Annotated in this window: 23 protein-coding genes and 1 pseudogene; 16 read left to right on the top strand and 8 right to left on the bottom strand. The window is 32.8% G+C overall.

Features of this window, described 5'->3' with window-relative positions:
• Nucleotides 1-36 precede the first annotated feature (36 nt).
• The gene (locus ACMHJ2_RS07450; protein ID WP_413512325.1) at nt 37-417 is read right to left on the bottom strand and encodes a Fur family transcriptional regulator; all 381 of its coding nucleotides are present in this window, start codon (nt 415-417) and stop codon (nt 37-39) included.
• A 184-nt stretch (nt 418-601) separates the two neighbouring features.
• Here ACMHJ2_RS07450 and ACMHJ2_RS07445 point away from each other — a divergent pair, with 184 nt between their 5' ends.
• Both ACMHJ2_RS07445 and ACMHJ2_RS07440 read left to right on the top strand, forming a co-directional pair.
• Nucleotides 602-1,510, top strand: a complete 909-nt coding sequence (locus tag ACMHJ2_RS07445) for an NAD(P)/FAD-dependent oxidoreductase (RefSeq protein ID WP_413512324.1) — start codon at nt 602-604, stop codon at nt 1,508-1,510.
• 68 nt (nt 1,511-1,578) lie between these two features.
• Nucleotides 1,579-2,631: a succinylglutamate desuccinylase/aspartoacylase family protein gene (locus tag ACMHJ2_RS07440; RefSeq protein ID WP_413512323.1), complete on the top strand. Its 1,053-nt coding sequence runs from the start codon at nt 1,579-1,581 to the stop codon at nt 2,629-2,631.
• Nucleotides 2,632-2,927: 296 nt separating this feature from the next.
• On the opposite strand, the gene ACMHJ2_RS07435 is transcribed toward ACMHJ2_RS07440, so the two are convergent.
• Together ACMHJ2_RS07435 and ACMHJ2_RS07430 are read right to left on the bottom strand one after the other, a co-directional pair.
• Nucleotides 2,928-3,449 (bottom strand): GNAT family N-acetyltransferase, encoded by a 522-nt coding sequence (locus tag ACMHJ2_RS07435; RefSeq protein WP_413512322.1) that lies wholly within the window; start codon nt 3,447-3,449, stop codon nt 2,928-2,930.
• A 142-nt stretch (nt 3,450-3,591) separates the two neighbouring features.
• A pseudogene (locus ACMHJ2_RS07430) lies at nt 3,592-4,203 on the bottom strand (FMN-binding negative transcriptional regulator).
• Here ACMHJ2_RS07430 and ACMHJ2_RS07425 point away from each other — a divergent pair.
• The 4 genes from ACMHJ2_RS07425 to ACMHJ2_RS07410 all read left to right on the top strand — a co-directional run bounded on the left by ACMHJ2_RS07425 (nt 4,184) and on the right by ACMHJ2_RS07410 (nt 5,540).
• A complete protein-coding gene (locus tag ACMHJ2_RS07425; RefSeq protein WP_413512321.1) occupies nt 4,184-4,378 on the top strand; it encodes a GntR family transcriptional regulator in 195 nt (64 codons plus the stop codon). The pseudogene ACMHJ2_RS07430 and the gene ACMHJ2_RS07425 overlap by 20 nt on opposite strands.
• Before the next feature lie 526 nt (nt 4,379-4,904).
• On the top strand, nt 4,905-5,069 hold the full coding sequence (locus ACMHJ2_RS07420) for a lmo0937 family membrane protein (protein ID WP_413512320.1): 165 nt from the start codon (nt 4,905-4,907) through the stop codon (nt 5,067-5,069).
• Between the two features lie 57 nt (nt 5,070-5,126).
• Entirely contained in the window at nt 5,127-5,258 is a 132-nt protein-coding gene (locus ACMHJ2_RS07415; RefSeq protein ID WP_413512319.1) for a hypothetical protein, read from the top strand.
• A gap of 87 nt (nt 5,259-5,345) precedes the next feature.
• On the top strand, nt 5,346-5,540 hold the full coding sequence (locus ACMHJ2_RS07410; RefSeq protein ID WP_413512318.1) for a CsbD family protein: 195 nt from the start codon (nt 5,346-5,348) through the stop codon (nt 5,538-5,540).
• A 194-nt stretch (nt 5,541-5,734) separates the two neighbouring features.
• Here the strand turns inward: ACMHJ2_RS07410 and ACMHJ2_RS07405 are convergent, their stop codons facing one another.
• Nucleotides 5,735-6,616 carry a helix-turn-helix domain-containing protein gene (locus ACMHJ2_RS07405; RefSeq protein ID WP_413512317.1) on the bottom strand — a complete coding sequence of 294 codons (882 nt, stop codon included), beginning with the start codon at nt 6,614-6,616 and terminating at the stop codon, nt 5,735-5,737.
• The gene (locus ACMHJ2_RS07400) at nt 6,606-6,740 is read right to left on the bottom strand and encodes a hypothetical protein (RefSeq protein ID WP_413512316.1); all 135 of its coding nucleotides are present in this window, start codon (nt 6,738-6,740) and stop codon (nt 6,606-6,608) included. Before ACMHJ2_RS07400 ends, ACMHJ2_RS07405 begins: the two co-directional genes overlap by 11 nt.
• A gap of 331 nt (nt 6,741-7,071) precedes the next feature.
• Here ACMHJ2_RS07400 and ACMHJ2_RS07395 point away from each other — a divergent pair, with 331 nt between their 5' ends.
• The 3 genes from ACMHJ2_RS07395 to ACMHJ2_RS07385 are packed head-to-tail and all read left to right on the top strand — an operon-like array spanning nt 7,072 to nt 10,788.
• Nucleotides 7,072-8,763, top strand: coding sequence for an acyl-CoA dehydrogenase family protein (locus tag ACMHJ2_RS07395; protein WP_413512315.1), 1,692 nt, complete (start codon nt 7,072-7,074; stop codon nt 8,761-8,763).
• Between the two features lie 22 nt (nt 8,764-8,785).
• Nucleotides 8,786-10,327, top strand: a complete 1,542-nt coding sequence (locus tag ACMHJ2_RS07390; RefSeq protein ID WP_413512314.1) for a class I adenylate-forming enzyme family protein — start codon at nt 8,786-8,788, stop codon at nt 10,325-10,327.
• An 11-nt stretch (nt 10,328-10,338) separates the two neighbouring features.
• A complete protein-coding gene (locus ACMHJ2_RS07385; RefSeq protein ID WP_413512313.1) occupies nt 10,339-10,788 on the top strand; it encodes a thioesterase in 450 nt (149 codons plus the stop codon).
• A 145-nt stretch (nt 10,789-10,933) separates the two neighbouring features.
• Here ACMHJ2_RS07385 and ACMHJ2_RS07380 read toward each other — a convergent pair whose 3' ends face one another.
• Nucleotides 10,934-11,752: a ZIP family metal transporter gene (locus tag ACMHJ2_RS07380; protein ID WP_413512312.1), complete on the bottom strand. Its 819-nt coding sequence runs from the start codon at nt 11,750-11,752 to the stop codon at nt 10,934-10,936.
• A 397-nt stretch (nt 11,753-12,149) separates the two neighbouring features.
• On the opposite strand from ACMHJ2_RS07380, the gene ACMHJ2_RS07375 reads away from it, so the two are divergent.
• From ACMHJ2_RS07375 to ACMHJ2_RS07345, 7 genes are all read left to right on the top strand, one after another.
• Nucleotides 12,150-13,769, top strand: a complete 1,620-nt coding sequence (locus ACMHJ2_RS07375; RefSeq protein WP_413512311.1) for a serine hydrolase — start codon at nt 12,150-12,152, stop codon at nt 13,767-13,769.
• A gap of 56 nt (nt 13,770-13,825) precedes the next feature.
• Nucleotides 13,826-14,314, top strand: a complete 489-nt coding sequence (locus ACMHJ2_RS07370) for a GNAT family N-acetyltransferase (protein ID WP_413512310.1) — start codon at nt 13,826-13,828, stop codon at nt 14,312-14,314.
• A 220-nt stretch (nt 14,315-14,534) separates the two neighbouring features.
• Entirely contained in the window at nt 14,535-15,221 is a 687-nt protein-coding gene (locus ACMHJ2_RS07365; RefSeq protein ID WP_413512309.1) for a GNAT family N-acetyltransferase, read from the top strand.
• A gap of 1,031 nt (nt 15,222-16,252) precedes the next feature.
• On the top strand, nt 16,253-17,509 hold the full coding sequence (locus ACMHJ2_RS07360) for a hypothetical protein (protein WP_413512308.1): 1,257 nt from the start codon (nt 16,253-16,255) through the stop codon (nt 17,507-17,509).
• A 488-nt stretch (nt 17,510-17,997) separates the two neighbouring features.
• Nucleotides 17,998-19,308 (top strand): gliding motility-associated C-terminal domain-containing protein, encoded by a 1,311-nt coding sequence (locus tag ACMHJ2_RS07355; RefSeq protein ID WP_413512307.1) that lies wholly within the window; start codon nt 17,998-18,000, stop codon nt 19,306-19,308.
• A gap of 12 nt (nt 19,309-19,320) precedes the next feature.
• Nucleotides 19,321-20,253 carry a type IX secretion system membrane protein PorP/SprF gene (locus tag ACMHJ2_RS07350; protein WP_413512306.1) on the top strand — a complete coding sequence of 311 codons (933 nt, stop codon included), beginning with the start codon at nt 19,321-19,323 and terminating at the stop codon, nt 20,251-20,253.
• An 11-nt stretch (nt 20,254-20,264) separates the two neighbouring features.
• Nucleotides 20,265-22,226 (top strand): OmpA family protein, encoded by a 1,962-nt coding sequence (locus tag ACMHJ2_RS07345; protein ID WP_413512305.1) that lies wholly within the window; start codon nt 20,265-20,267, stop codon nt 22,224-22,226.
• 127 nt (nt 22,227-22,353) lie between these two features.
• On the opposite strand, the gene ACMHJ2_RS07340 is transcribed toward ACMHJ2_RS07345, so the two are convergent.
• Together ACMHJ2_RS07340 and ACMHJ2_RS07335 are read right to left on the bottom strand one after the other, a co-directional pair.
• Nucleotides 22,354-23,481 (bottom strand): hypothetical protein, encoded by a 1,128-nt coding sequence (locus ACMHJ2_RS07340; RefSeq protein WP_413512304.1) that lies wholly within the window; start codon nt 23,479-23,481, stop codon nt 22,354-22,356.
• A 12-nt stretch (nt 23,482-23,493) separates the two neighbouring features.
• A complete protein-coding gene (locus ACMHJ2_RS07335) occupies nt 23,494-24,642 on the bottom strand; it encodes an AraC family transcriptional regulator (protein WP_413512303.1) in 1,149 nt (382 codons plus the stop codon).
• Nucleotides 24,643-24,856 lie beyond the last annotated feature (214 nt).

Raw genomic sequence — 24,856 nt, 5'->3', positions numbered from 1 at the left:
GGGGCAAAGCACTAAACAATCCAATTCATTTTAGATCTACAAACATGCTGGGCATAGGCCAGAGATTGTAAAGTTTGCGCTCTTTATTTTGTAATTCGGCGGTAAGGTAAAAGAGGGTTCTACCTCATTTAAACAAGTAGTGGTTTGACAACGTTCACACGTAAAATGCACATGGTTATGCTTGTGTTTTTTTTCGGTGCAATTCTCACAGATGGCATATTTTATAGTTCCATCTACTGTAGCAATTTTATGAATAGCTCCTTCATCAGATAAGCGATCTAATACTCTATAAATAGTGACTCTGTCACACAATCCTTGTACTAAAGAAAGTAGTTCTAAAGGCGATAAAGCAACCTCAGAATTTTCTATTAACTTTAAAATCTCTGTCTTTGCTTGTGTATTTCTTGTTTGTTTCATGGGATAAAATAATATTGCAACCTTGTTGCAATTACAAATTTAATCATTATTATTGCAACTTAATTGCATTAATTAAAAAAACACAAAAATAAAGTTATAGAAGCCTCTTCTTTGATGCACAAAGTTGCGAGGGGGTGTATTGATTCATCACTTAAAGATTTATTCCACCTAATTTTCTACTACCATGACAAATCAAAAGCAATACGATGTACTAATCCTTGGAGGAAGTTATGCAGGACTTTCAGCCGCTATGGCATTAGGGCGTTTACAGCAAAAAGTTCTCGTAATTGACAGTGGTTTGCCTTGTAATAGACAAACCCCACATTCCCATAATTTTCTTACGCAAGATGGAGAAACTCCTTTGGCTATTGCTAAAAAAGCTAAAGAGCAAGTTTTAAACTATCCAACGGTTGAATTTTATGAGGGTTTAGCCCTTACAGGCGAGAAAATACACCATGGATTTCAAATTACAACAGAAAAGAAGCATTTCTTTCAAAGTAAAAAATTAATTTTTGCCAGTGGAATTAAAGACCTCATGCCCGATATCAAAGGGCTATCCGTTTGCTGGGGTATTTCTGTCATTCACTGCCCTTATTGCCATGGCTATGAGTTTAGAGGAAAGAAAACCGCTATTTTGGCTAATTCAGATAAGGCGATGCACCTTGCTTCTTTGGTTAATAATCTTACTGCTCATATTACTGTATTAACACAAGGCAAAGCCAATTTTAGCCAAGAGCAATTACTCAAACTTCAACAAAAGAATATTGAGGTAATTGAGACGTGTGTAACTGACCTAAACCACAACAAGGGCTACGTTCAATCGGTTGTATTAAAGGACGCAACAAAATTAGATTTTGATGTAATCTATGCTCCACTGGCATTTGAGCAAAATACTACTATTCCCATGCTTTTAGGTTGTGAATTAACTGTAAACGGACATTTAAAAATAGATGCTTTTCAAAAAACAACCGTAGATGGTATCTATGCTTGTGGTGATAATTCTAGTAGCATGAGATCTGTAGCTGGTGCAGTAGCTAGTGGATCACTAGCAGGAGTAATGGTTGTTAAAGAGCTTACAGATGAACGATTTTAACTTAATAAGTAGAAAATTAAAAATCAGAAAAGTTATTTTTGTAGAATTAAGAGCTATAAAATATAAACATGAGAAAAGTAGTACCAACCTTAGTTTTGATAACGATGCTTATGTTCACTATATCAACGTTACATGCCCAAAGTATTGCAGAAACTTTGCATACTATGAAACAAGGAGAGCGCCTTGACAAAATAATTACTCTGGATCAGGAACAAGAACTGGGGTATATTCCTGTAAGTCTTATAAAAGGAAAGTATCCAGGTAAGGTATTCACTATTGTTGCAGGTATTCACGGCTATGAATATCCGCCCATTACAGCCGTTCAAGAACTCTTGAAAGAACTTAAACCCGATGAGCTTCATGGAACTTTGATTGTATTACCTTTGGCCAATGTAGCTTCTTTTTACAAGCGATCTCCTTTTGTTAATCCAATTGATTACAAGAACCTAAATACAACCTTTCCTGGATCCGAAACGGGTAGTCTAACAGAAAAGATTGCGCATTGGATTAGCACAGAGGTAATCCTCAACAGCGATGTCTTCTTGGATATTCACGGAGGAGATGCAGGAGAGGACCTTATCCCTTTTATTTGTTATTACAACAATGAAAGTAATCCACAAACAACCAAAGAAGCGCATTTATTAAGTGAAGCCTCTCAAATGGAATATATTGTTTCTTATCCTTATGATCTAAAGAAAACAGATAAAGCCAAGTATGCATTTAAACAAGCCGTACAAAATGATATTGTTGCGCTAAGTATAGAAGCAGGTAAGTTGGGAACCGTTCAAAAAGAAAATGTAGAATTGATCAAAAATGCGGTTTATCATATGTTGGCGTATGCAACATTGTATAAAAATGAGCCAAAGATAGAAATACCAAACCAAACCAAAACCTATTTAAGGAACCAAACGTATGTAAAGGTTGAACAAAAGGGCCTTTTTTATAGTTCAATTGCTGCTGGAGACAACGTTATTCAAGGACAAGAAATAGGCACTATTACTGATGAATTTGGTCAAGTTTTAAACCAAGTTAAATCTCCAGTAACAGGTATTGTTTTGTATAAAACGGGAACCCCTCCTGTCAATAAAGGAGAAACTTTGTTTTGCATAGGTCATTACTAACGAATCACTAATCGATATACAACTCCCTGAATAAAAGCTAATTCAGGGAGTTTTTATTTTGGAACTAAGTAAGCGTAACTACTAAGGAATATTTTTTTTTCTCAATCGAAGACTTTCTTTCAGTTAACCAATATGAGACCTACGCCATTTAAGGAAATAGCAATAAAACAATTCGTAGTTTACAACATAAATAGCTCATGCCATGGTAAAATTGATTTGACCATGGCTACTTTTGTATTTTACCTTAAATGACTGTTGAAATTTGTTTATTTTCCTATTGAATCTGTACATTTAAATCACTCTATGTTTTTCTTCATCATCCAATCTGTTTGTAAATCATCCCCCAATTGAAACTGGTGTTGATCAAACACTTTAAAACCATTTTTTTCATAAAAGCGTATAGCTCTTTGATTTCTTTCCCAAACGCCTAACCAAACAGAAGTAACCTTTAAATTTTGTGCAACTTGTAGGGCTTGTTCTAATAGAATTTGACCTATTTTCTTGCCGTGATAGGCTTGGTGAACATAGATACGTTCAATCTCTAAAGAATTTAAGAGTAGATGCTCTGTTTGTGCTGTTCCTGTATTTAGCTTTAAGTAACCAATCGTTATTTGACCTAAATTGACAAAATAAAACATTGATTCCTCTTGATCTAGTTCTTGTATGAGTGTTTCAATACTCAAATTCTCTGTGATATATTTATCCATATCCTCCTTTTTATTGTAAACGGCAAAAGTCTCTATAAAAGTTTTTATACTTATTTCTTGAAGTAAATGAACTTCTTTGGAGGTTATCCTTTCAATTGCAATCAATTCCATTTTAACTATTTTTGATGTAGTGAGCTAATTCTTTTTCTGTTGTAATATCACTATTTTCAAGATGATGTACAATTCTATCTCGTTCTATTTGTGTTTTATTCTGGCTTAATTTTTTTATTCCTTGTAAGTCTGAAACTTCTATTTAAAAAGCAATAATGCCCTTAGTAATTCCCAGTTTGAACTTATCAGACAAATTCTCCCACTGGGTCATATACTCCTTTTCATAGTATTGTATCATCTGTTCCAGCGCTTGTATTTTTAAAGCAGTATCTTGGATTATTTTTGCTTTTCCATAGGCATGAACTGCAATATAATCCCAAGTTGGAACACTTTCAATTTTATCATAGTGCTTCGGGGAGATATAAGCATGGGGTTCACTAAAGATAACTAAAGATATTGTTTCCTCAATATACTTTGCCTGAGTATTTGCTACAGAAAAATGAGCACTTAAAATTTATCTATTTGTTTGATTGTCAATAAAAAAAGGCAATTGTGTAGCTAGAGGAATACTTCCATCATAGGTAATAAGAGTAGCAAAACTATATCGCTCTATAAAGTCTATTTTTTCTTTTTCAGATGTAAATTTGAAGTATGTATGAATTATTTGTATTAGATGAATTGCAAAAATAAAGCTATATCGGACTATTGAAATAAGCCAATTTAAAAATAATGAACAGACCCTTTTATTAGAAACTTTTAAAAAATTAAAAAGAGATACTTCAAAGAATAAACCAATGTATTTACAATTGGCCAATCTCCTCCTTGCTCGGATTAAGATGGGCAAATTTAGTCCAGAACAAAAATTTCCAAGTTCTCTCGATTTAGCTTATCTATTAAAATTAAATAGACTAACTGTATCCAAAGCATATCAAGAACTTTACATGGAAGGATGGTTAACAAGTGCAGTGGGAAAGAAGTTGAACCTTTAGTTTATGAGGGTGAAAACCAAGATGCTATTATTGATAATATTCTAATTTTTAATCCTAAATTAATTTTTAGCCCGTCTATTTATTTCATATAAAAAAATGAGGTATGTGTGCTTAATTTCAATATTCATTTTTAACTTAAAACCGCACTTATTTGTGTATTTATTGGGTAAAAAATAAACAAAATGTGGATTATATGTACAAATTGTTTATTTCAATAATTTCAGGTTGAATAAATATACCCTACTTTCTCAATCTCAGTATTCGCCTATTGCGAAGTATTTACAAGGAGCTAAAATTGGAATCTAATTATACATTTATCAGTAAAATGAAAAAAAAAGAACACTTTTTGCAACTCTACTAAGTAATAACATTCTATTTATTTAGTAATACAAGACAAATACGCACATATAATAAAAAACGAAATATCTATTTATAAAAAATTTGGACTGTAAACTTTACTCCAAAAAAATGAGCTAAAATGGAGTAGAAGTAGAGAGAATTAGCCTAACTATTTAAAAGGAAAAAGATGAGAAATATTTTTTGGTTAATACTTATAATTCTTCTAATCGGATGGGGAATTGGTTTTTTTGCCTTTGGGCAAATACTAGGAGCAGCCATACATATATTATTAGTAGTAGCTTTAATTATGTTAGTACTAAGACTCCTTCAACCGACACGAAATAGACCGTAAAATACTGTGAAATATCACTACAACGAGTCACATATCAATTAGTAAAAAAACTCAACTATGAAAAACGAAAAAATGTACAAATTTGGAAAAATGCTAGGTTGTGCTGCTTTAGGAATTGCAGTTGTAGCTTTAGTCATAAAGAAAGGTTTACTTGATAAGGGAGCTTTGGAGGAATGTACAAAAGATTAAAATAGAGTTCTTCATTTAAGCAAAGTTTAAGCTTTATCAAAGCCAAGAGAAAATCAAAAATAATATAAATCAAAAATATATAGAGATATGAATAAGTTAGAACTAGAAGGAAAATGGAAACGCATTAAAGGAGCTGTAAAACAAAAATACGGTCAATGGTTTGACAACGACGAAGTCTTTGCAGAAGGTAAATTTGATGAGATGGTAGGAAAAATGCAGGAAAAAAGCGGAAAAACAAAAGAAGAAATAGAAGATCTCATTAAAAACTGGAAAGAGGATTAATTAATTCTGTTATATTTCAACTAAATCTTAGTCTAATACTAAGGTAAACGCAAGGGGCTATATTTAAGGAAATCTTAAATATAGCCCCTTTTTCTGTAAGATTTTACATCAAATATAATAGTATAAAAAAAGGAGACCTCCTGTTAGGCCACCTTAACCTGTAATAAATAATTTAATTACGATAAAGTACTCCTTTAGCTTTTTAAATATTTTGAAGGAGTTAAAGTCGTTTTCTTTTTAAAAAAACGACTGAACTCTTCTATATTGTCATAATAGAGCATGGATGCTACTTCGGAGATATTGTATTTCCCCATTTTTAAAAGGTGTTTAGCTTGTAGCAATCTCATTTCATCAATGTGTATTTTAGCTGTTTTCCCTGTTGTTTCTACTAACAATCTACTTAAATGTGCCGGAGAGGTATGTAGTAAATCTGCATAAAAAGAAACTTTTCGCTCTTTATAAAAATGTTTAATAAGTAAATGCTGAAAGTTAGAGAGCTTTTTTTCCTTCCCCTTATGTCTTTTTGTATACTTAATTTCTTGGTTCTGATTCAAAAAAATGTTTTCAAGTTCATAGAGTAAAATAATCAATTCACTTCGGATAATATCTCGCTTAAAATGATGTGTATTTTGATTTGTTTTTTTGGCTATTCTTTTTAATTTGGCTTCAAAGAGTTCCATTTCACTCTCTTCCAATTGCATATGAGAAACCCCTTGATTTCGGAGGATCTGAAAGCGTTCAAGAAAATATATATTGTTTAAAGTTTCCAAGAGAAAACCCTTTTGGAACATCATCATCACACAACTAAAGTCGTCCGATACATCCGTTACATCTAAAGTATTAAAAGGACTAAAGGATGTAAAGCTATTTTTGGTATACTGTACATTTTCTCCAGAAAAATTCAGGGATATACTCCCAGATAAGCAAAAGGCAAATTGGTATCCATTAAGACGTGTTGGTTTGCGCAAAAGATTGTCTGTCGTTACTCTTGTAATGTCATAATCAATAGCCTCCCTTATAGGCTTGCCAACTATTTCACTTCTATTTTCACTTCTATTTTTATTTCTATCCAGCATAATCATCTTCCCTGTATAAATCAAATTTAGTCAAATTTAGCATCAATACTGTCAAAAAGGTATCATTTATTGTCAATAGATTTGGTTCAAGACAAATTTCTACTGCTTTTCTTACTTCACTCATATTTATGCTTTCAGGAACACAATGAGTCATTCAATGTTGTAAAAGTGACTGAATAGAACCTTTACTTACCCTATTACTGCCTCCCTTTTAAAAAAGCGCTTAAATAGAACAACAACGCTGTTTTTTGAGTAAAAAGAAAAGCTTTCTCAAAGCGGAGTAAGGCTAAGGCTAAAGAGGGAAAATATGGGGATTTGGAACATAAATCGGTCCGTAATACAAGGAAGTTTACTCTCTCAAATTAAAGATTGAAGATAAAATCGACTGCAAAAAAATTAATTTCAATCTTGTATTTATACTTTAAAATAATATTAATTTAAAACTAGAAAATAGTATGGAAATAACTTGGAAAACCCATGAAGTAACCAATCAGGTTTCAGAATTAGAAAATTATAATCTATTTACCACAGATGCGGTACTTACAGCCTATTTTACAAAAAATAAGGTAGAATGGGCTAATCAGAAGTTAGTAGAGACTGGGGAGCGTATAGGTACAACCTTTGCTTATCATCAAGCCTTAGTAGCAAATCAAATTACTCCTGTTTTAAAGGCTTTTGATACGAGAGGTAATCGAAAAGATTTTGTGGAGTTTCACCCTGCCTGGCATTGGTTTATGCAATTTTGTAAAAAAACTGGAATGATTTCCATTCCAGTTGGATCTGATAAAAAGCACCGTTGGCCTTATTTTGCGACTACATTTATGCTGTTGTCTCAAGTAGAAGATGGATCTATGTGTCCTACTATAATGACGCTAGGATCTATTCCTTTACTACAAAAAGAACCCAAACTATGGGAGATACTAAAAGATAAACTTTTAAGTCAAGAGTATGATGAGCGCGATATTCCAATTGCTGAAAAGACATCCATTTGGATAGGAATGGGTATGACTGAAAAGCAAGGAGGTTCAGATGTTCGCTCTAATACTACGGTAGCCTTTCCAATGTCTAAATCAGGAAGAGGAGAGGCTTATCAAATAAGAGGGCACAAATGGTTTTTTTCGGCACCGATGAGTGATGCACATCTCGTAGTTGCCCGAACGAGTGATACGGATTCTTTAGCTTGTTTTTTTGTTCCTAGATGGAAATTGGATGGAACAAAAAATCCAATTCTTATACAACAACTAAAAAATAAAGTTGGAAATAAAAGTAATTCTAGTAGCGAAGTTGAATTTCAAGACGCTTGGGGCATTATGATAGGAGAGGAAGGCAGAGGAATTCCAACCATCATAGAAATGGCCAATTATACTAGATTAGCTTGTGTTTTAGGCGCTTCTGGTATCATGCGTCAAGCAACAGTTCAAGCCCTATATTATGCGCGTAATCGCGATGTTTTTGGTAAAAAATTATACGACCAACCTTTAATGAGGAATGTATTAATTGACTTTGCTCTAACGTCTGAAGCCACTCAACATCTTGGATTAAAACTAGCAGAAGCTTTTGAAAATGGAGATACCGATCTTTCTTCAAAAGCCTGGAAAAGAATCGTAACACCCGCAGCCAAATATTGGTGTTGTAAACGTTCAGAAAGCCTTACTGCTGAAGCGATGGAAGTTTTTGGTGGTAATGGATATGTAGAAGAAAGTGTGATGGCAAGATTATTTAAAGAGGCCCCTGTTAATTCTATTTGGGAAGGGTCTGGAAATGTAATGTGTTTGGATGTATTAAGAGCAATTAATAAAGAACCCAAATTAGTAGAAATTCTCTTTGCTGAGCTCTCAGAAATTTCTGAGAATAATCAATATCTCGTAAAGGCTTTATCTCATGTAACGGCCTTACTTTCTAATCCTCAAACTCTAGAGACTCAAGCAAGAACCTTAACCGAAAAATTAATTTTAATTGTTCAAGCCTGCTTGTTGCTTAAAAATGCACCTTCTTTTGTCAGTGATGCCTTTATAAAAACTAGAATTGAAAAGCCGCTTTCTGTGCATTACGGTGCTTTAGATCTTGAAACTATAGAAGAAACTAAAATTTTAGAACGAGCTTTTCCTTTAAATTTTTCGATGAATATAAATGTAGAAAAAAAGTAGTAATTCTTATACCTTAATTAGTATGAATTTATTAAATGTGTTTGATGCCAATGTTAGAAAATTTGGTGATAAAGATTTTATCCGATACAAAGGGAAGAAGGAAACTTATTTAGAAACTCAATACAAATCCCTTCAAGCAGCTCAAATTTTAAAAGGGTATGGTATTCAAGCAAATGATAAAGTAGCCCTTTTTTGTTATAATACACCGTCCTTTCTATGGATACTTTTTGGTGCGTGGCGATTGGGTGCCATAGTAGTGCCGATAAATCACAAATTAAAATCTCGAGAACTAATTTATATTTTAGAGGATTCAGAGGCTAAATTTCTCCTTTTTGATGCTCAACTTGCAGCTGTTGTCAAAAATACAACTATCGATATACCTAGCCTATCTACGCAAGGAAATGGAGATACAGGAGAAGAAATTGAAGCTATACTACAAAATACGCAACCATTAGCTCTCGAAGATAAGGCTATTTTAACCTTTGAATCTGTTGGTGAAATTCTATATACTTCAGGGACAACAGGGCTGCCAAAAGGATGTATTATGACCCATAGAAGTATCTATATTGCGGCTCAAATTGCAGCTGTTGCTGTTTCCTTAAAAAAAGATGAGCGTTTACTGATGGCAATGCCCATTTGGCATGCATCCCCTTTAAACAACTGGTTTGGAGGTACTTTGTATGTTGGAGGTACTGTGGTTTTACTCCGAGAATATCATCCGCTATATTTTTTACAAACCATAGAAAAAGAAAATATTACTCTTTTTTTCGGTTCCCCTATTTCTTATACACTACCTATGAATACCATTTCTAATTTTTCTGATTTTGACTTGAGTAGTGTTCGTGTTTGGATTTATGGTGCAGGACCAATAGGAGAAGAATTGAGTAGAAAAATTAGTACTAATTACAATTCTGGAGCCTTTTATCAAGTTTTTGGCATGACAGAAACTGGACCAACTGGAATAGCCTTATATCCTGAAGAACAACTTATTAAAGCAGGTTCTATTGGCAAATTTCCATTGCCGACAGTTAGTATTAAAGTAGTAGATGAAAATGGAAATGAAGTAGGTAAAGGGGAGATAGGTGAAATTTGGATGAAAGCGGATAGTTTGATGTCAGGTTATTATAAAAAACCCAAAGAATCAAAAGAAGCTTTTACGGAAGATGGTTGGTATATTACTGGTGATATGGTAAGAATAGATGAAGATGGATATCTGTTTATAGTCGATAGAAAAAACGATATTATAATTTCTAGAGGTGGAGAAAATGTATATTCAAAAGAAGTAGAGGATATGATACTCTTACATCCAGATATTGCGGATGTAGCCGTCATAGGTATACCGAGTGAGGAATGGGGCGAAACGGTTACTGCTATAGTAGTTTTAAAACCTAATACAGCATTGACTTCAGAACAATTAAAATCCTTTTTAAAGGAAAATATGGCCGATTATCGAGTACCTAGAATTTATTACTTTACGGATATATTACCACGTACTCCGTCTGGAAAAGTTCAAAAATTTATTCTTAGAGAAGAGATTGTAAAGAACGAAAAAGCAAACTCATAAATAATAAACAAATGAATCAAGAAACATTTAATGAAATAGTTCAAACACAAGTTCCTATTGCTTGGTTTGCAGGTGTACGTTTAGAAAGTGCTAACGAGAATGAAACTAAAACGTATGTAGAATTAGATTTTGTCAATCAAAACCCTTTTAAAAGTATGTTTTGGGCGGTTGAGGGCATGGCAGCTGAGTTTGCTGGAGGCATGATGTTACTTAGTAAAATTGAAAGGACAAGAAAAAGTTTAGCAAGTTTAGTAATAAAAAATGAAGGACACTTTACAAAAAAAGCAGTAGGTAAAATTGTTTTTTCTTGTTCAGAAGGAAAAAAAATAGATCAGGCTATTGCAAAAGCCATTGATTCTAAAGAAAGCGTTTTGATTGAGCTTACGACCCTTGGTACGGATGAAATAGGAGATGAAGTCGCAAGGTTTCTTTTTACCTGGAGTATCAAACTCAGGGAATAATTCTCTTTAGATTGCATGCGCGCAAAAAAATAGTGAAAGTTTAAAAAGCGTTAAACTTTATCCTATGGAAAATCCTACAGACCTATATATACCCTTAAACAGCATGCTGTTTAAGGGTATATTGCATTTAAATATGTTTTTTAATTTACCCTAAAGCTACATCTAAAGTCATCATGACAATAAATCCACCAATAAATCCAAGGGTAGCTATATCCGTATTATTATTTTGTTGAGATTCAGGTATCACTTCTTCTACAACAACAAAAATCATAGCACCAGCAGCAAAAGCTAAAGTATAAGGTAAAATTGGAGTAAAAGTTGTAACCGCTACTGCACCTAAAACTCCAGCTATCGGTTCGACAATTGCTGAAAGTTGCCCATAAAAAAAACTTTTTCGTCTACTTAATCCCATGCGTCTTAAAGGCATTGAAACCGCAATACCCTCTGGAAAATTTTGTAACCCTATGCCAATGGCAAGTGTTACTGCTCCAGCTATAGTGGCTTGTGGAACATCTGCAGCAACCCCTCCAAATAAAACTCCCACTGCTAATCCTTCAGGAATGTTGTGAAGGGTAATGGCTAAAATCAATAAAGTTGTTTTTTGCCAAGGAGATTTTATCCCTTCTACTTGTTTGAAATTGGCATGGAAATGAGGCAGTATTTTGTCTAACATAAAAAGGAAAGCTGCCCCTGCCAAAAATCCTATTACAGCAGGTGTTACTTTCACAAAACCTTCGCCATCACTCATATCAATGGCTGGAATTAATAAACTCCATATACTTGCAGCAACCATTACCCCACCTGTAAAGCCAAGCATTCCATCTAATATTTTTTTATTTTCTCTTTTAAAGAAAAATACTAAGGCTGCCCCTAATGCAGTAACTAACCAAGTGAATAGTGTAGCATATAAAGCAGCTAGAATAGGGTTAATAGATTCAAAATAGCTAATTATAGATTCAAACATGTATTTTTGTATTAATAGGCACTATATTATTCTACTTTATTCTATAGAGATTACCGCCCTGTAGCAATCTATGCCTACTTTGAGGTAAGCAAGTTTAAGAATAAACAATTCAAATTATTTTTAGCAAAATTAATAAAAATTACAGGAAACTAATCCTTTATTTAGTTGTGGCTAATTTTTGTAGTTAGGCTCAGAAAGGAAGTGTTATTTTCCTTTTAATTCATACAAGCTATACTTACAAAATTAAGGTTTTAAGGGCATTAATTCTGTCTCAAGTTATTACAGACCAATTTCAAAACAACTAGGAGAGGAGAGGGTATATTAAAATGAAATTTAGAGACTTTCTTTGAGTCTGTTTTATTCTTAAAATTATGTATATTTAAATCAAAAAAATAGAATGAATACTAAAATACTTATAACGTTCACTTTTTTGTTAGTTCCATTAATAGGGGGTGCTTGTACGCTTAAGGCTGACTTAGATAAGGGGCTTAAAGAAATTTATTCAGAACTTGATAATTGGGATAATAGGATTAAAAGCTATACTAAATTCCAGTTGCTTGCCTCAGAGAATAAACAAGTGGTAGAAGTCAAAGACAAAAAAGAGCAAGAACACAATAAATCCTTTAAAGAGCTTAGCAATATAATAGATCAATATGCAGCTAATACGCTACAAAAAGGCAATATTAATTCCTTGGCAATAGCGATTTATAAAGAAGGTGAAGTCTATCAACAATATTATGGTGAGTTAGATAAAAAGTCTAAACAGAAGCCGAATGATACGACACTTTATGAGATCGCTTCAATTTCAAAGGTTTTTGTGGGTTCATTAGCCGCACAAGCAGTTCTTGAAAAAAAGATACGGTTAGATGATGATATTAGAATGTATCTTAAAGGAGACTATGCTAATCTACAATTCGAAGGAACTCCCATTACGATTCAAAATTTAGTGACGCATACGCTAGGATTTAAAACTAAGACGCCTAAAAAACTTGAAAAAATAAACAAACAGACAAATGAAGGGTATTATGAAAATAGACCTTTTACTTATACAATGTCTGATTTATTACAAGAACTTAGAACGGTTAAATTAGATAAAAAACCAGGTACATTCTACGATTATAATTCTGTAGGTCCGGAGCTTGTTGCCTATATTTTAGAACAAGTATACTCTAAATCCTATAAAGAATTACTCCAAGATTTCTTAAACGAAGTGGAATTACAACATACTTATTTACAAGCTTATAATACATATAAAAAAGAATTAGCTGTAAGTTTTGGTGAAGATGGTAAAGTAGCTCCCTTAGATAAGAATCCTTTACTGGGAGGTGCTTATGGCATGATTAGTAGTTTACCAGACTTAACAAAATTTATGCAATTTCAGTTAGAAAGTGGTCATCCTCTAATTAAAGAATCTACCCGTTTATTATTTAAAGAAGAGCAAAATGAGGATGATAAGGGCTATTTGTGGGATGTAGGGTATGGTCAAAAAGAGGGTTTTTATTATGGAAAAACCGGAACATCAAATGGTGTTCAAAGTGGTCTATTAATTTGTCCAGATTCTAAGTATGGTCTGGTTTTAATTATGAATAACAAATCTGAAGCAGCGCTAAACGATTGGGGAAATTTATACAATAAAATAGAGACCGAATTAATTCTGTATCCAAAAATTAATTTAGTTTCGTTATTAGCAAGGGAATTTCAAAACAACTTTGACCTTGCAGCAGTAAAATATCGAGAACTAAGAGAGGATACAGCTCATTATCTATCAGGATCTTTTTATCTAAATAATTTTGGCTATGAATTAATTCATACTAATCAGATAGAAAAGGCCATTGCGGTATTTGAATTGGCTATTTCAGAGGATATAAGTAATGCTAATTTATACGATAGCTTAGGTGAGGCTTATTATCTAAATAAAGAGTACAAAAAAGCCTTAACGAATTACAGTAAATCACTTGAGCTAGATCCCCACAACGAAAATGCTAAAAAAAGTATAGAAAAAATAAATCATTTATAGGTAAATCACCCTTAGTTCTTATTGCAACTTTTTAAAACCATTTAACCAAGAATAGCATGCTTAGAAAAGCACTTCCAAAAGATATAATACAAGCATCAAAAGTACTAGAAGAAGTAAAAAAACATATGATAAATCAAGGTATTGATCAGTGGGATCAAGCTTATCCAAACAAATTTGTATTGATCCAAGATATTGATAAAGAAGAAGCCTTTATTTATGAAGAGGAAGGCGAATTGTTAGCTTATATGGTATTAAATGAGAGATGCGATGAAGAATACAAGGAATTAGACTGGAAAACAGGGCTTCCCTTTCTTGTTATTCATCGGTTATTCGTAAAACCAACGGCACAAGGAAAAGGAATTTCAAGCAAAATGATCCGATATGCAGAACAATACGCTAATGAAAATAAGTATCAATCTATTCGATTCGATGCCTTCGCTTTGAATGATACGGCCAATGCAGTGTACTTAAAAAAAGGATATGACCTCGTAGGTACTGTCAATTTTCGAAAAGGAGTTTTCAACTGTTATGAAAAAGCAGTATAAAACAACTTTAGGATATCAAATCAATAGTTTACATTTTTCAATTGAAAGTATTGAAGAGCAAATCTAGCTTACAATTCTGGTAGGTATACTGCTTTTATTTGCCTTTGTAAATGCAAGTAGCTAACTAGGTAACGATCTGCGCACCTGATTATAAGAGTGTATCAAATAGAATAGCTATCAAATTTAAATGAATAAAAATCTTTAAACCAGTATCATAAAAATGAGAATAAATAAACTAGATAACCCTGCTTGGTATTCTTTGAGCGAAACGCATCAAAATTTTGCCCTTGAGTATGAAGGTATAAAATTTTATAACCCTACTAATTGTCCTTTCGGCGGGATAAAAAATTCTGACAAAATACAAACGGGAATTGACTTATATGCTGCATTGACCAACACCTTTTTTGTAGTGGGTACCCAGCCCGATATTAATTCTAAAGTTCAATTGAAAAGTGAAATAGTTTGCAATCAAATGGTGCTTGACAAACGAATTGATATTGAAATAAAGGAACCTATAATTGAACTTCAAACAGAACAGCATAAGGATGATCTGTTTAGACTTGTTAATTTGATTCAACCTGGTTATTTCAAAAATAAGACCGTAGATCTGGGAAGTTATTATGGTATATACAAGGAAAATAACTTAATTGCAGTGACTGGAGAACGAATGAAAATGAAGGAATACACCGAATTAAGTGCTATTGTAACACACCCTGAACACACAGGCAACGGCTATGCAAAACAGTTGATAGCGTACACAAGCAATAAAGTATTCAATGAAAACAAAATTCCTTATCTACACGTCGTGCATACTAATTTTGGTGCTATAAAACTCTATGAAAAACTTGGTTTTGAGACAAGAAAACAACTAAGTTTTTGGCAATTCGTTACAAATGAAAATAAATAAAAGAGAACAACTACACTAATACATCTCAAAATCGCGCGATACATCTCACCATTTTGATGATCGCTATTCCTCTATTCTTATATATCCCCAATAGCAACATCAATACTTCCTCTTACGGAGTCAATTGAAAAAGGGGCGATTATTCTTGACCTATCATTAGAAAAACTTGGTATTTGTGTTGAAAAAAGTAGTATTAATTAGATTTTGTACTACTAAGTAAAACTTTATCATTGGTTGCTAATTTCTTTTAGTCTTTAAAAAAAGAGAAAATAGATCGGGCCATATTTTGGATAAGGGACCAAAAGATAAAAATAACTTTTTCATTATATTCAATTAGTACATAGAAACGCCACCACTTGGCTTTAAGTTACTTAACTATCGAAGAAGGTAACAAAATATAAAAAGGGTACTGAACTGGTATTCCAAATTTTATTGAGAGATGCAGTCAATACTCCACTATACTGTACAAATATTCGAGTTCAATAAAAAATAGAGAAAAAACCTCTTTTTTTTTATTGAACTCGAATATTTTGCAATTTGAAGATGATTATGTTCTATCTCTATTCATTTAAATAACAAATTTGGGCTTATATCCTGATAAAATCTCACTTTTTTGACCTAATAAGTATAAAAAAACAGCTTTTTTTAACCCGAATTGAAGAGCTTTACTTTTGGTAAATTTACTTTTTAATTTAACAACTTGTTGTTTTACAGTATTTTAAATTTGAAAATAAAAAAGGTAAATGGATGGTTTTTACTTTTAAAACCTATCTATGATGGATTGTCATCTAAGTTTGTACAAATTACTTGAAGTCTTCTTGTTGTTCTTAGTCTATTTGCACTGTAGTTAAGTGAAAAATCCTTTTAGAAGTTACTAACTAACTTCTTAAACTTTAGGATAAGATAAAAGTTTCTAACCCACTAAAGGTACTTAATTCTACTATTTAGTATTAGATGTAGAGGGGTTTAGTCCGCTACAATTTAAGCTTAAAAAACAAAATGTAAATAATTAATAATTTAAATACAAAAAGATGAAAAGAATTCTATTTTATGCCTGTTTCTTAACTATTGCGTATACAGCTAATGCCCAGGTTGGTATTGGAACACCAAACCCAAAAGGTTCTGCCATGCTGGATGTAGAAGCAACAGATAAAGGTATTTTGATACCAAGAGTTACTTTAACAAGTAGAACCGTTTTCGCGCCTATAACTGGGGAACAAGTAGACGGATTGCTTGTATATAATTTGGGTGGGCCTGCAAATGCTCCTGAAAAAGCAATGCCATCCGGGTTTTACTTTTGGAAGAACCAAGAATGGAATCAAGTTGTGGATCAAGTTAATCTTGAAGAGACCATCACTAATTTAGTTTCTGGAGATATTGGAGAGGCAAAAAAAATCGTTGATTATCTAGTGCCTACGAATCCATCGAGTTCAGATAAAACAATTCCACAAGGTGTGCTAGTGTATGATACTGAAAATAATAAAATCTATCATGTAGTTTATGATGCTGTAAATCAAAAATATACTAAGGTTGATGTTGATTTAACAGATTTTATACAAGGATTTGAGAGCGCAACTTTAATTAAAAGAGCTAAAGTGGCTACTGCTGGTGCTCCTCTTGAGTTTCATGATACAGAAGCTGTTGTACCTGCTGACACAAAACTAGGTGAGATTTATTACCAATATACAGGAGAGAATGGACGTGTTGATTATCTAAATCTAACAGAAGACATTCAACAGATTTTTAATGAGAGTGATATCATTAAAAATGAAATTACAAATATTATCAACAATGATGGAGGAAACGTTTACTTCACGAATGTGGAAATAACGGAAGGTAATATTCCTGCAAATAGTTTATACCAAGTTGACCCAGTAACAAAAGAAAAGAAAATCATTGATGTTGAAGCCAATATTAAGAATTTCTTTGAAGAAAAATTGGAGTTTATTAAACAGGAGATTGGCGACAAAGTAACGAATAATATTTCTGTCAATACAGGGAATAAGATTGATGGGGATGATGTTTTTTTATTTAAAAACAGTGCGAGCTTTACAAATGCAGGAGCTAAGATTGATGAAGTTACGATCACATTACCTACAAATACAACCACTATAGACCGAATTGTTTCTATTAAGTTATTTAGAGATAAGAAAATTATTTCAAGCTCCGTAACTGGCGTTAGTATAACAGGATCTAAAATTAACTTTTATATGGGTGAGGGATCCATGTATTATCCACAGACAGCAGGAACTAATTATGAAGTTATGATTGAATTTACAGCGAGATAATACTTTTTAATCTAGGAGGAGGTTTTCTCCTAGATTCTTTTTTTCTATGTTTTAATTAAGAATAGAAAGATCGTACTCTAAGAGTAACTCAAACAAAAAATATTCCTAATTACTTACAATTTTACTTCTCTTATACACAATCAGTAAAGTATTAAATGAATCGTTGGAGCAAAATCTAACTCAAAAATACTTTCTACGCTAGTAAAGTAATAAAGTATAAAAAAACAAATAATATGGAGTAGATCATTTGCTCTATACTACTTATACCATCCTATAGGTATCAAAGGGAATAATTCTAAAACCTCTCTTTTCTTTAAAGACAATCTCTTTTTACCCCTTAATGAACGATCAGATTTTGCTTCAATACCGAATTCAAGAGATTTAATCTTCCTTTTATAGTATGGCAAAATTTTGCTTGAGCAGTAATACTTCTTTTTACAATTGATTTTGTAAGAAGAAGTATTCAAAATAAAATTAAAAAAACCAACATGAAAAAGAACTATTTATATACTATTTTTATTTTGAGCTACACCCTTTTAAATAGTCTTGTACTTAAGGCACAAAATAATGTTTTTTTAAACAAAGGAATATTTCAAATTGAGAACCAGACTATTTTAAGTTCCTATTCAAACTTTATTAATGATAGCAAGGGGCAATTGATCAACGATGGTGAAATACACTATTATAGAACAGTCACCAATCATGGATTATTCAGTTTTAGTAAGCGATTAACTTCGGGTAAAGTTTATTTTTTTTCAGATAACGGGACGAACCAAGTCATAGAAGGAGATAACAGGTTCGAATTTAATAATCTCTCTTTTAACACGAATCAGAAAGAAGTTTTTTTTGATCTTAAAGCCAATATTGATATCTGGGGTGCGCTAGATTTTAAGCATGGAATTATTAAAGTCGATTCCACCAAAAATAACACAACCAATTTAACCAAAGGGATGATTAGTTTTATGCCCAATGCGAGTCATATCAATGCTAGTAATTTAAGTTTCATAGAAGGTGAAGCTGAAAAAATTGGAGCAACGGAATTTGTATTTCCAATTGGAGCAAAAGGAATTGTAAGACCCCTAAAAATTAGCGCTTCAGGAGCTGAAAAAAATATTTACCAAGCAAAGTATACAGTAGGCGATAAGGCTTTTTTTGATAAAAACAAAGCCAAGTCAGGAATCATCAATCAAGTCAATGAGCGTGAATATTGGACGGTGCTAAAGGGAAAGGATAATGCCGAGAAGGATATTAAGCTTACGTTAAGCTGGGATGAAGCGGTTACCCCCCTAGAATTACTTCAAGACCCAGAAACGGAATTGCATATCGTTCGTTGGGATGACAAGCAACAGTTGTGGGTTGATGAGGGAGGTGCTGTTGATATGTCTACCAAAGAAGTTACCACCATATCAACGGTAAAAGGCTATGGTTATTTCACCTTAGCGACAATTAAGAAAAACTGGCTTTTAGATGGTGATGTAGTTATTTACAATCTTGTTACTCCAGATGGGGATGGAAAAAACGATTACTTTCTTATTGATAACATCAACAAGTACCCCAACAATCGCGTCGAGATTTACAACCGTTGGGGAATTAAAGTATATGAAACGACCCAATATGATTCCAATGGAGATGGTAGTATGAATGTATTCAAAGGTTATTCAGAAGGTAAAATCACCGTGGATAAAAGCAAAAAATTACCTAGTGGTACATACTATTATGTTCTTACCTATGAGTACAAAGATGCAAATGGCAGCCGTATGATTAAGAAAGCCGCTAATTTACATGTAGAGACCAATTAAACCAAAAAGGCGATGAAATTAAATAACACAATAAAAAGAATCATTTTAGGTGGTGTAGGTCTATTTTGTATAGAGCAAAGTTACAGCCAACAAGACCCTCAATATACGCAGTATATGTACAACCACTCCAATATTAATCCTGCCTATGCAGGGAGTAGGGAAGGCTTGAATATCTTTGGCTTATACCGCACCCAATGGGTTGGGCTTGAAGGAGCTCCAAAAACGGCAACCCTATCTGTTGATACGCCCCTAGGTAATTCGGGATTGGGATTAGGCGTGAATTTCAGCAATGATCATTTGGGGATAATGGATGATAATACGCTATCTATTGATTTATCTTATGCTATTGATTTGAATTATCAATATAAATTAGCTTTTGGACTTAAGGGATCCGCCAATTTATTGGATGTCAATTACAGTAAATTAAGTATTTATAATCCAACAGATCCAGTAGCACAGGAAGATATTAAAAGTGAATTTACACCGAATATCGGAGCTGGATTATTCTTGTACTCCGATAAAACCTATGTTGGATTATCCGCACCTCGTTTGTTAACACGTCATCGTTATGATGATGATAAGGTAAAAACACTGCGTCAAAACGTACATATATACTTAACTGGAGGGTATGTATTTGATTTGAATCCCAATTTAAAATTCAAACCAGCAGCTCTAGTAAAAATAGAGCAAGGATCTCCTTTACAAGTAGATTTAACAACGAATTTCATGTTTATCGATACGTTCACTATTGGAGCTGCTTACCGCTGGAATGCCTCGGTTAGTGGACTTGTAGGATTCCAAGTATCAGATCATCTCTTTATTGGTTATAGTTATGATGCCGAAACAAGTAAGCTCGCCAATTACAACTCAGGATCTCACGAAATTTTTATGCGCTTTAGTTTGTTTAACGTTTTCAAACGCGTTTCGACGCCAAGATTTTTCTAAAAATAATAGGTATGAAAAAACAGATGATACAGGTAGGTCTCCTGTGTTTAGCTTTGAGTTTTGGAACCTCAGGATACAGTCAGCTAAAAAAAGAAAAACAAGCCATCCAAAGTTTTAACCGCATGGCGTATGTAGACGCCATAAATAGCTATGAACGCATTGTAGAAAAAGGGTACATCAATGTCAAGGTCTTACAAAATCTTGCCGATGCCTATTATTTCAACGGTAAACTGGTTGAGGCAAACAAATGGTATGCTATGTTATTTGAAGGCCACTATGCAAATAAAAACCTATCGAAACTTTCTTCCGAATACTTTTACCGTTATGCACAAACGCTAAAATCTGTAGATAACTACACGAAATTTCAAGAGATGATGGATCAATTTGGGGTTTTAGAACAAGAAGATCACAGAGTTATCTTATACAATAAGAATCGCAATTACTTAGCAGCGATAGAAAATAAATCCGATCACTATGCTCTTACATTATTGGATATCAATACCCCTTATTCTGATTATGGAGGAACACTACTTGGAGATGCATTTATTTATACATCCACCCAAGCAACAGCCAATCCAAAGGAAAATGAAAGGAATAGCAGAACCCAAGAGAGTTATACCAGTTTATACCGCTCTACACTAGATGCTAAAGGTTTTGGAACCCCAACAGTATTTGCTCCAGAAATCAATTCTAAAGTAAATGATGCCAATGCTGTTTTTACCCAAGATGGAAATACGATGTACTTTACGCGTAACAATTCCACATCCAAGGGCAAGAGTAAGCAAAATAAAGCAAATACCTCTGTATTGAAAGTATACAAAGTGATAAAGCAAATGGACGGGAAGTGGGGACAAGTGAAGGAGTTACCCATCAACGGCGATCATTTCAATACGGCTCATCCAGCTTTAACACCCGATGATAAATGGTTGTATTTTTCTTCCGATCGCAATGGAACAATCGGTCAATCGGATTTATTTCGCGTCGCCCTATATGAAAATGGAGGCTATGGACCTATAGAAAATTTGGGGAAATCAATCAATACGGAAGGAAGAGAGAACTTTCCGTTTATCTCCTCCGACTTTCATTTGTATTTTTCATCGGATGGACATCCAGGCCTTGGTGGCTTGGACGTATTTGTGTCCAAAATTTACCCAGATGGTAGCTTTGGTTCTGCAGTAAACTTAGGGGAACCAATCAATAGTCCCCTGGATGATTTTGGTATCTATTTTGATTCCAAACAAGGGAAAGGTTTTGTTAGTTCCAATCGAGCAGGAGGTAAGGGGTCCGATGATGTCTATTTTTTAGCTGAGAAACCCTGTATACAAAACGTAGAAGGAAACGTATATGATAAAGATACGAACGAAAAGTTGACCCACGCATTAGTTACGATTTATGATGCACGGTATCAAAAATCAGACACGCTTCGAACGAATAACGAAGGGTATTATATCACTTCGGGATTAAATTGTGATTACAAATACCGCATCAAAGTTGAAAAGCCCTTATACAACACAGTTGAAGTGGCCTTTAATGTGCAACGTGAACCTGGAGGTAAGACGATAAACATCGGCTTAGAAAAATCAGAAAAACCCCTACAAGTCGATGATGATTTATTTGAGAAATTAAATCTTCAGCCGATTTACTTTGACTTTGACCAAGCCAATATCCGAAGGGATGCAGCCATGGAACTGATACAGTTAGTAGAGGTGATGAAACAAAATCCCACGATGAAAATTGATGTACGTTCTCATACAGATAGCAGAGGAAATGATACCTATAACTTGACTTTATCAGATCGCCGGGTGAAAGAAACGATTAAATGGATGATTGAACAAGGAATCGATCCAATTCGATTAACAGGTAGAGGCTATGGAGAAACACAGGTGCTAAACACTTGTACAAATGGGATACAATGTACAGAGGCTGAACATCAATTAAATAGACGCAGTGAATTTATAGTTAAAGAATTATAGATGATGAATCTTAGCTATCTTAGCTAGCTTTATAGTTTCTTTGGGTATTAAATTCATACTATAAAAAAAGGATATTAATGGGCTATAGATTGATAATCCTACAGCAAAATCTAATACTATATATACATCACATAATAGGAATCCAATTGGTTTTTTTATAATACTGATTTTCTGTGCGTTTAAAACTTTCATAGCTTGTGAAACCACTTGCCAGTATGATTTCACCTTCAACTTGTTGCGCTTGATCTAAGGATTCTTTTAATTCCAAGTACTCGTTAAATCTACATTTATTTATAAACTGTGAAAAGTTCATCTCATAAGTTGTATTAATAAAAGAAGATAAATAAGTTCTATTCGTCATTAAATCCGCTAAAAGATCGGTAATTTTTAATTGAGGATTTAAATACGGTTTATGATTTCTAATGTACGCTTCAAAATCCGCTTTGTTAATAGGATTTCCTTTTTTGTTTTCCTGCTTCTTTTTATCCTCGATAATATCTTCATAAACTAAGGCGAAATTTTGGCTAAAAATATTGTAACAAAGACTAATATTAAAAAACATAAATAAAAAGTTAGGTATCAATTGACCAAACATTAAACTATGTTTTATATCAGGTATAAAATAAAACAGTAGAGGTCCAGGATACAATAAAAAGACAATAATAAAAATACGATACAACCATCTTAAAGAATTTTGACTTTCATCAGAAGAATAGTTGCTAATGTTTCTTCTGTATCGAATTAATCGATAAAGCCCTAATGACAAATAAAAAGAGTTGTAAATAATTCTTGCTACGATTCTCCCATTATCAAAGAAAAGTGTGTTTTTGATGTTATCTTCTTTGAAGATAGTGGAAGCAGGATCTAGTAAAAATTCCGAATAAAGTAAATAAAATAGACCCACTAAAAAACAAACTAAATAGTGGTAATACTTGAATTTTTCTTCCTTTCTTAATCTAGAAAGTTTAAAGACAATATGGTAAAATATCACTGGAATCAATAGAACCGATTGAAAGTTCAGTGCTTTAAACCACCAAAAAAGTTTTACATCAAAAACATATAATAAAATGGTAATATTATATAGAATACTAATGAAATAAAAAATGACAAGTACTATAGATAATCTTTTTGTAAAATAATCTAATGAATCCAAGTTTGTGTTGATTAATTTCAATGCAATTAAAATTAAGCAAAACAAGGCTGAAAAAATAGAGGCTGAAAAAGATACTACTAAAAATAAATATTCGAAATCCATATTATGCTTGTGTTAAATCGTTTTATTTTTTTGTTCAACGCTTTGTTTTGCTCTCAGGTAATGGCGTAAATTTGAAAATCCTGCCCTTTGAACTAAATTTTCCAGAAGCATCTCTTCTTTATTTTTCTGCAATTCTTCCACTTCTTTTATTCTCCATTGATTGATATACTGACTTACATTGGAATTAAAGGTTACATTGATAAATTTTGAGATATACGTTCGATTAACGCCAAAGTGTTTCACTAAATCATCTAATTTAAAGTCTTGGTTTAAATAGGGTTTTTCAGTTGAAAAATAGGCAACTACATCCTGTTGCGTTAGTAAACTATTTGATTCATTATGGCCTGGTAGATATGCTGAATTATGGGATATATTTTCTACTTGTCCTTTGTTATCGACTGAAACAATTTGCCCCGAGGGAAGCATGATATTGGTTTTATATTCTGCTCTAATCTTATCGATAATATTTTTCTGTAAAACATTAAATATTAATATAATATGCTGCGTTGCAATCAGAACAACTATGGTTGTATCAATTAGAATAATCCGCTGATTATTGAAAATAAATAGAATGGAAAATAAAGTTCGCAACAAGAGTAAAACATGAATCCAATTAAAGCTACTTCTCGCAAATTGCCTGTTGTATTTTTCCTGATTATATTTATAAAGTCTAATCCAACATAGTGCCGTATAATATACCATATTTAAGGAAGTATATAGATACAAATATTGATAAAAAAAGTAATTGAAATCAAAGTCACTATAGTCTTTAATGCTGGAAATGACATAAACTAAAATACTAGCCATGATAAAAATAGCTATAGCTATTTTATAGTGGAAAGCATTAAATTTTTCTTTTGTGGGGACGATATAGCATATAAAGTGATAAAACACGACTTGGGTTAAGTGTATCAATAAAAAGAAAAAAGGAACTACGATTAACATGTTCTTATAATGCTCTATTGAAATATTTGTAATCAACCACAAAAGTGTCATTAAAATATAATAACTTCCAAGTGTTTGTCTAATTCTATTTTCTGTTAGGGAAAGACTCTTATGAAATACGACCATAAAAATAAGTCCACAGGTCATGGATGAAATGAGTGGAATTGAGATCAAGATGTATTTAAAGAGATCCATGGCTGTTATATGATTAATCATTAGAATTAATTCGAATTTAGCGATTTATTGTTTTATTAGCAACTAATACATTACATTAAGTTTTGTTTATTTTTGATGCAAATAAATAACACAAATCAAAGTTTTTCTGTTATATTTTTAAGTTAAATAAATACCAAATAAATATAAAATCAGGCTTATACAAAGAATTTCTTCTAGATCCTTGTATGAAGCTTTTCAGTACAAATGAGGTAAA

Source organism: Myroides odoratus (genome assembly GCF_965118575.1).
GTDB classification, from domain to species: domain Bacteria; phylum Bacteroidota; class Bacteroidia; order Flavobacteriales; family Flavobacteriaceae; genus Flavobacterium; species Flavobacterium odoratum_B.
The sequence above is the reverse complement of the archived record's forward strand: the minus strand, read 5'-3'. Positions and strand labels throughout refer to the sequence as shown.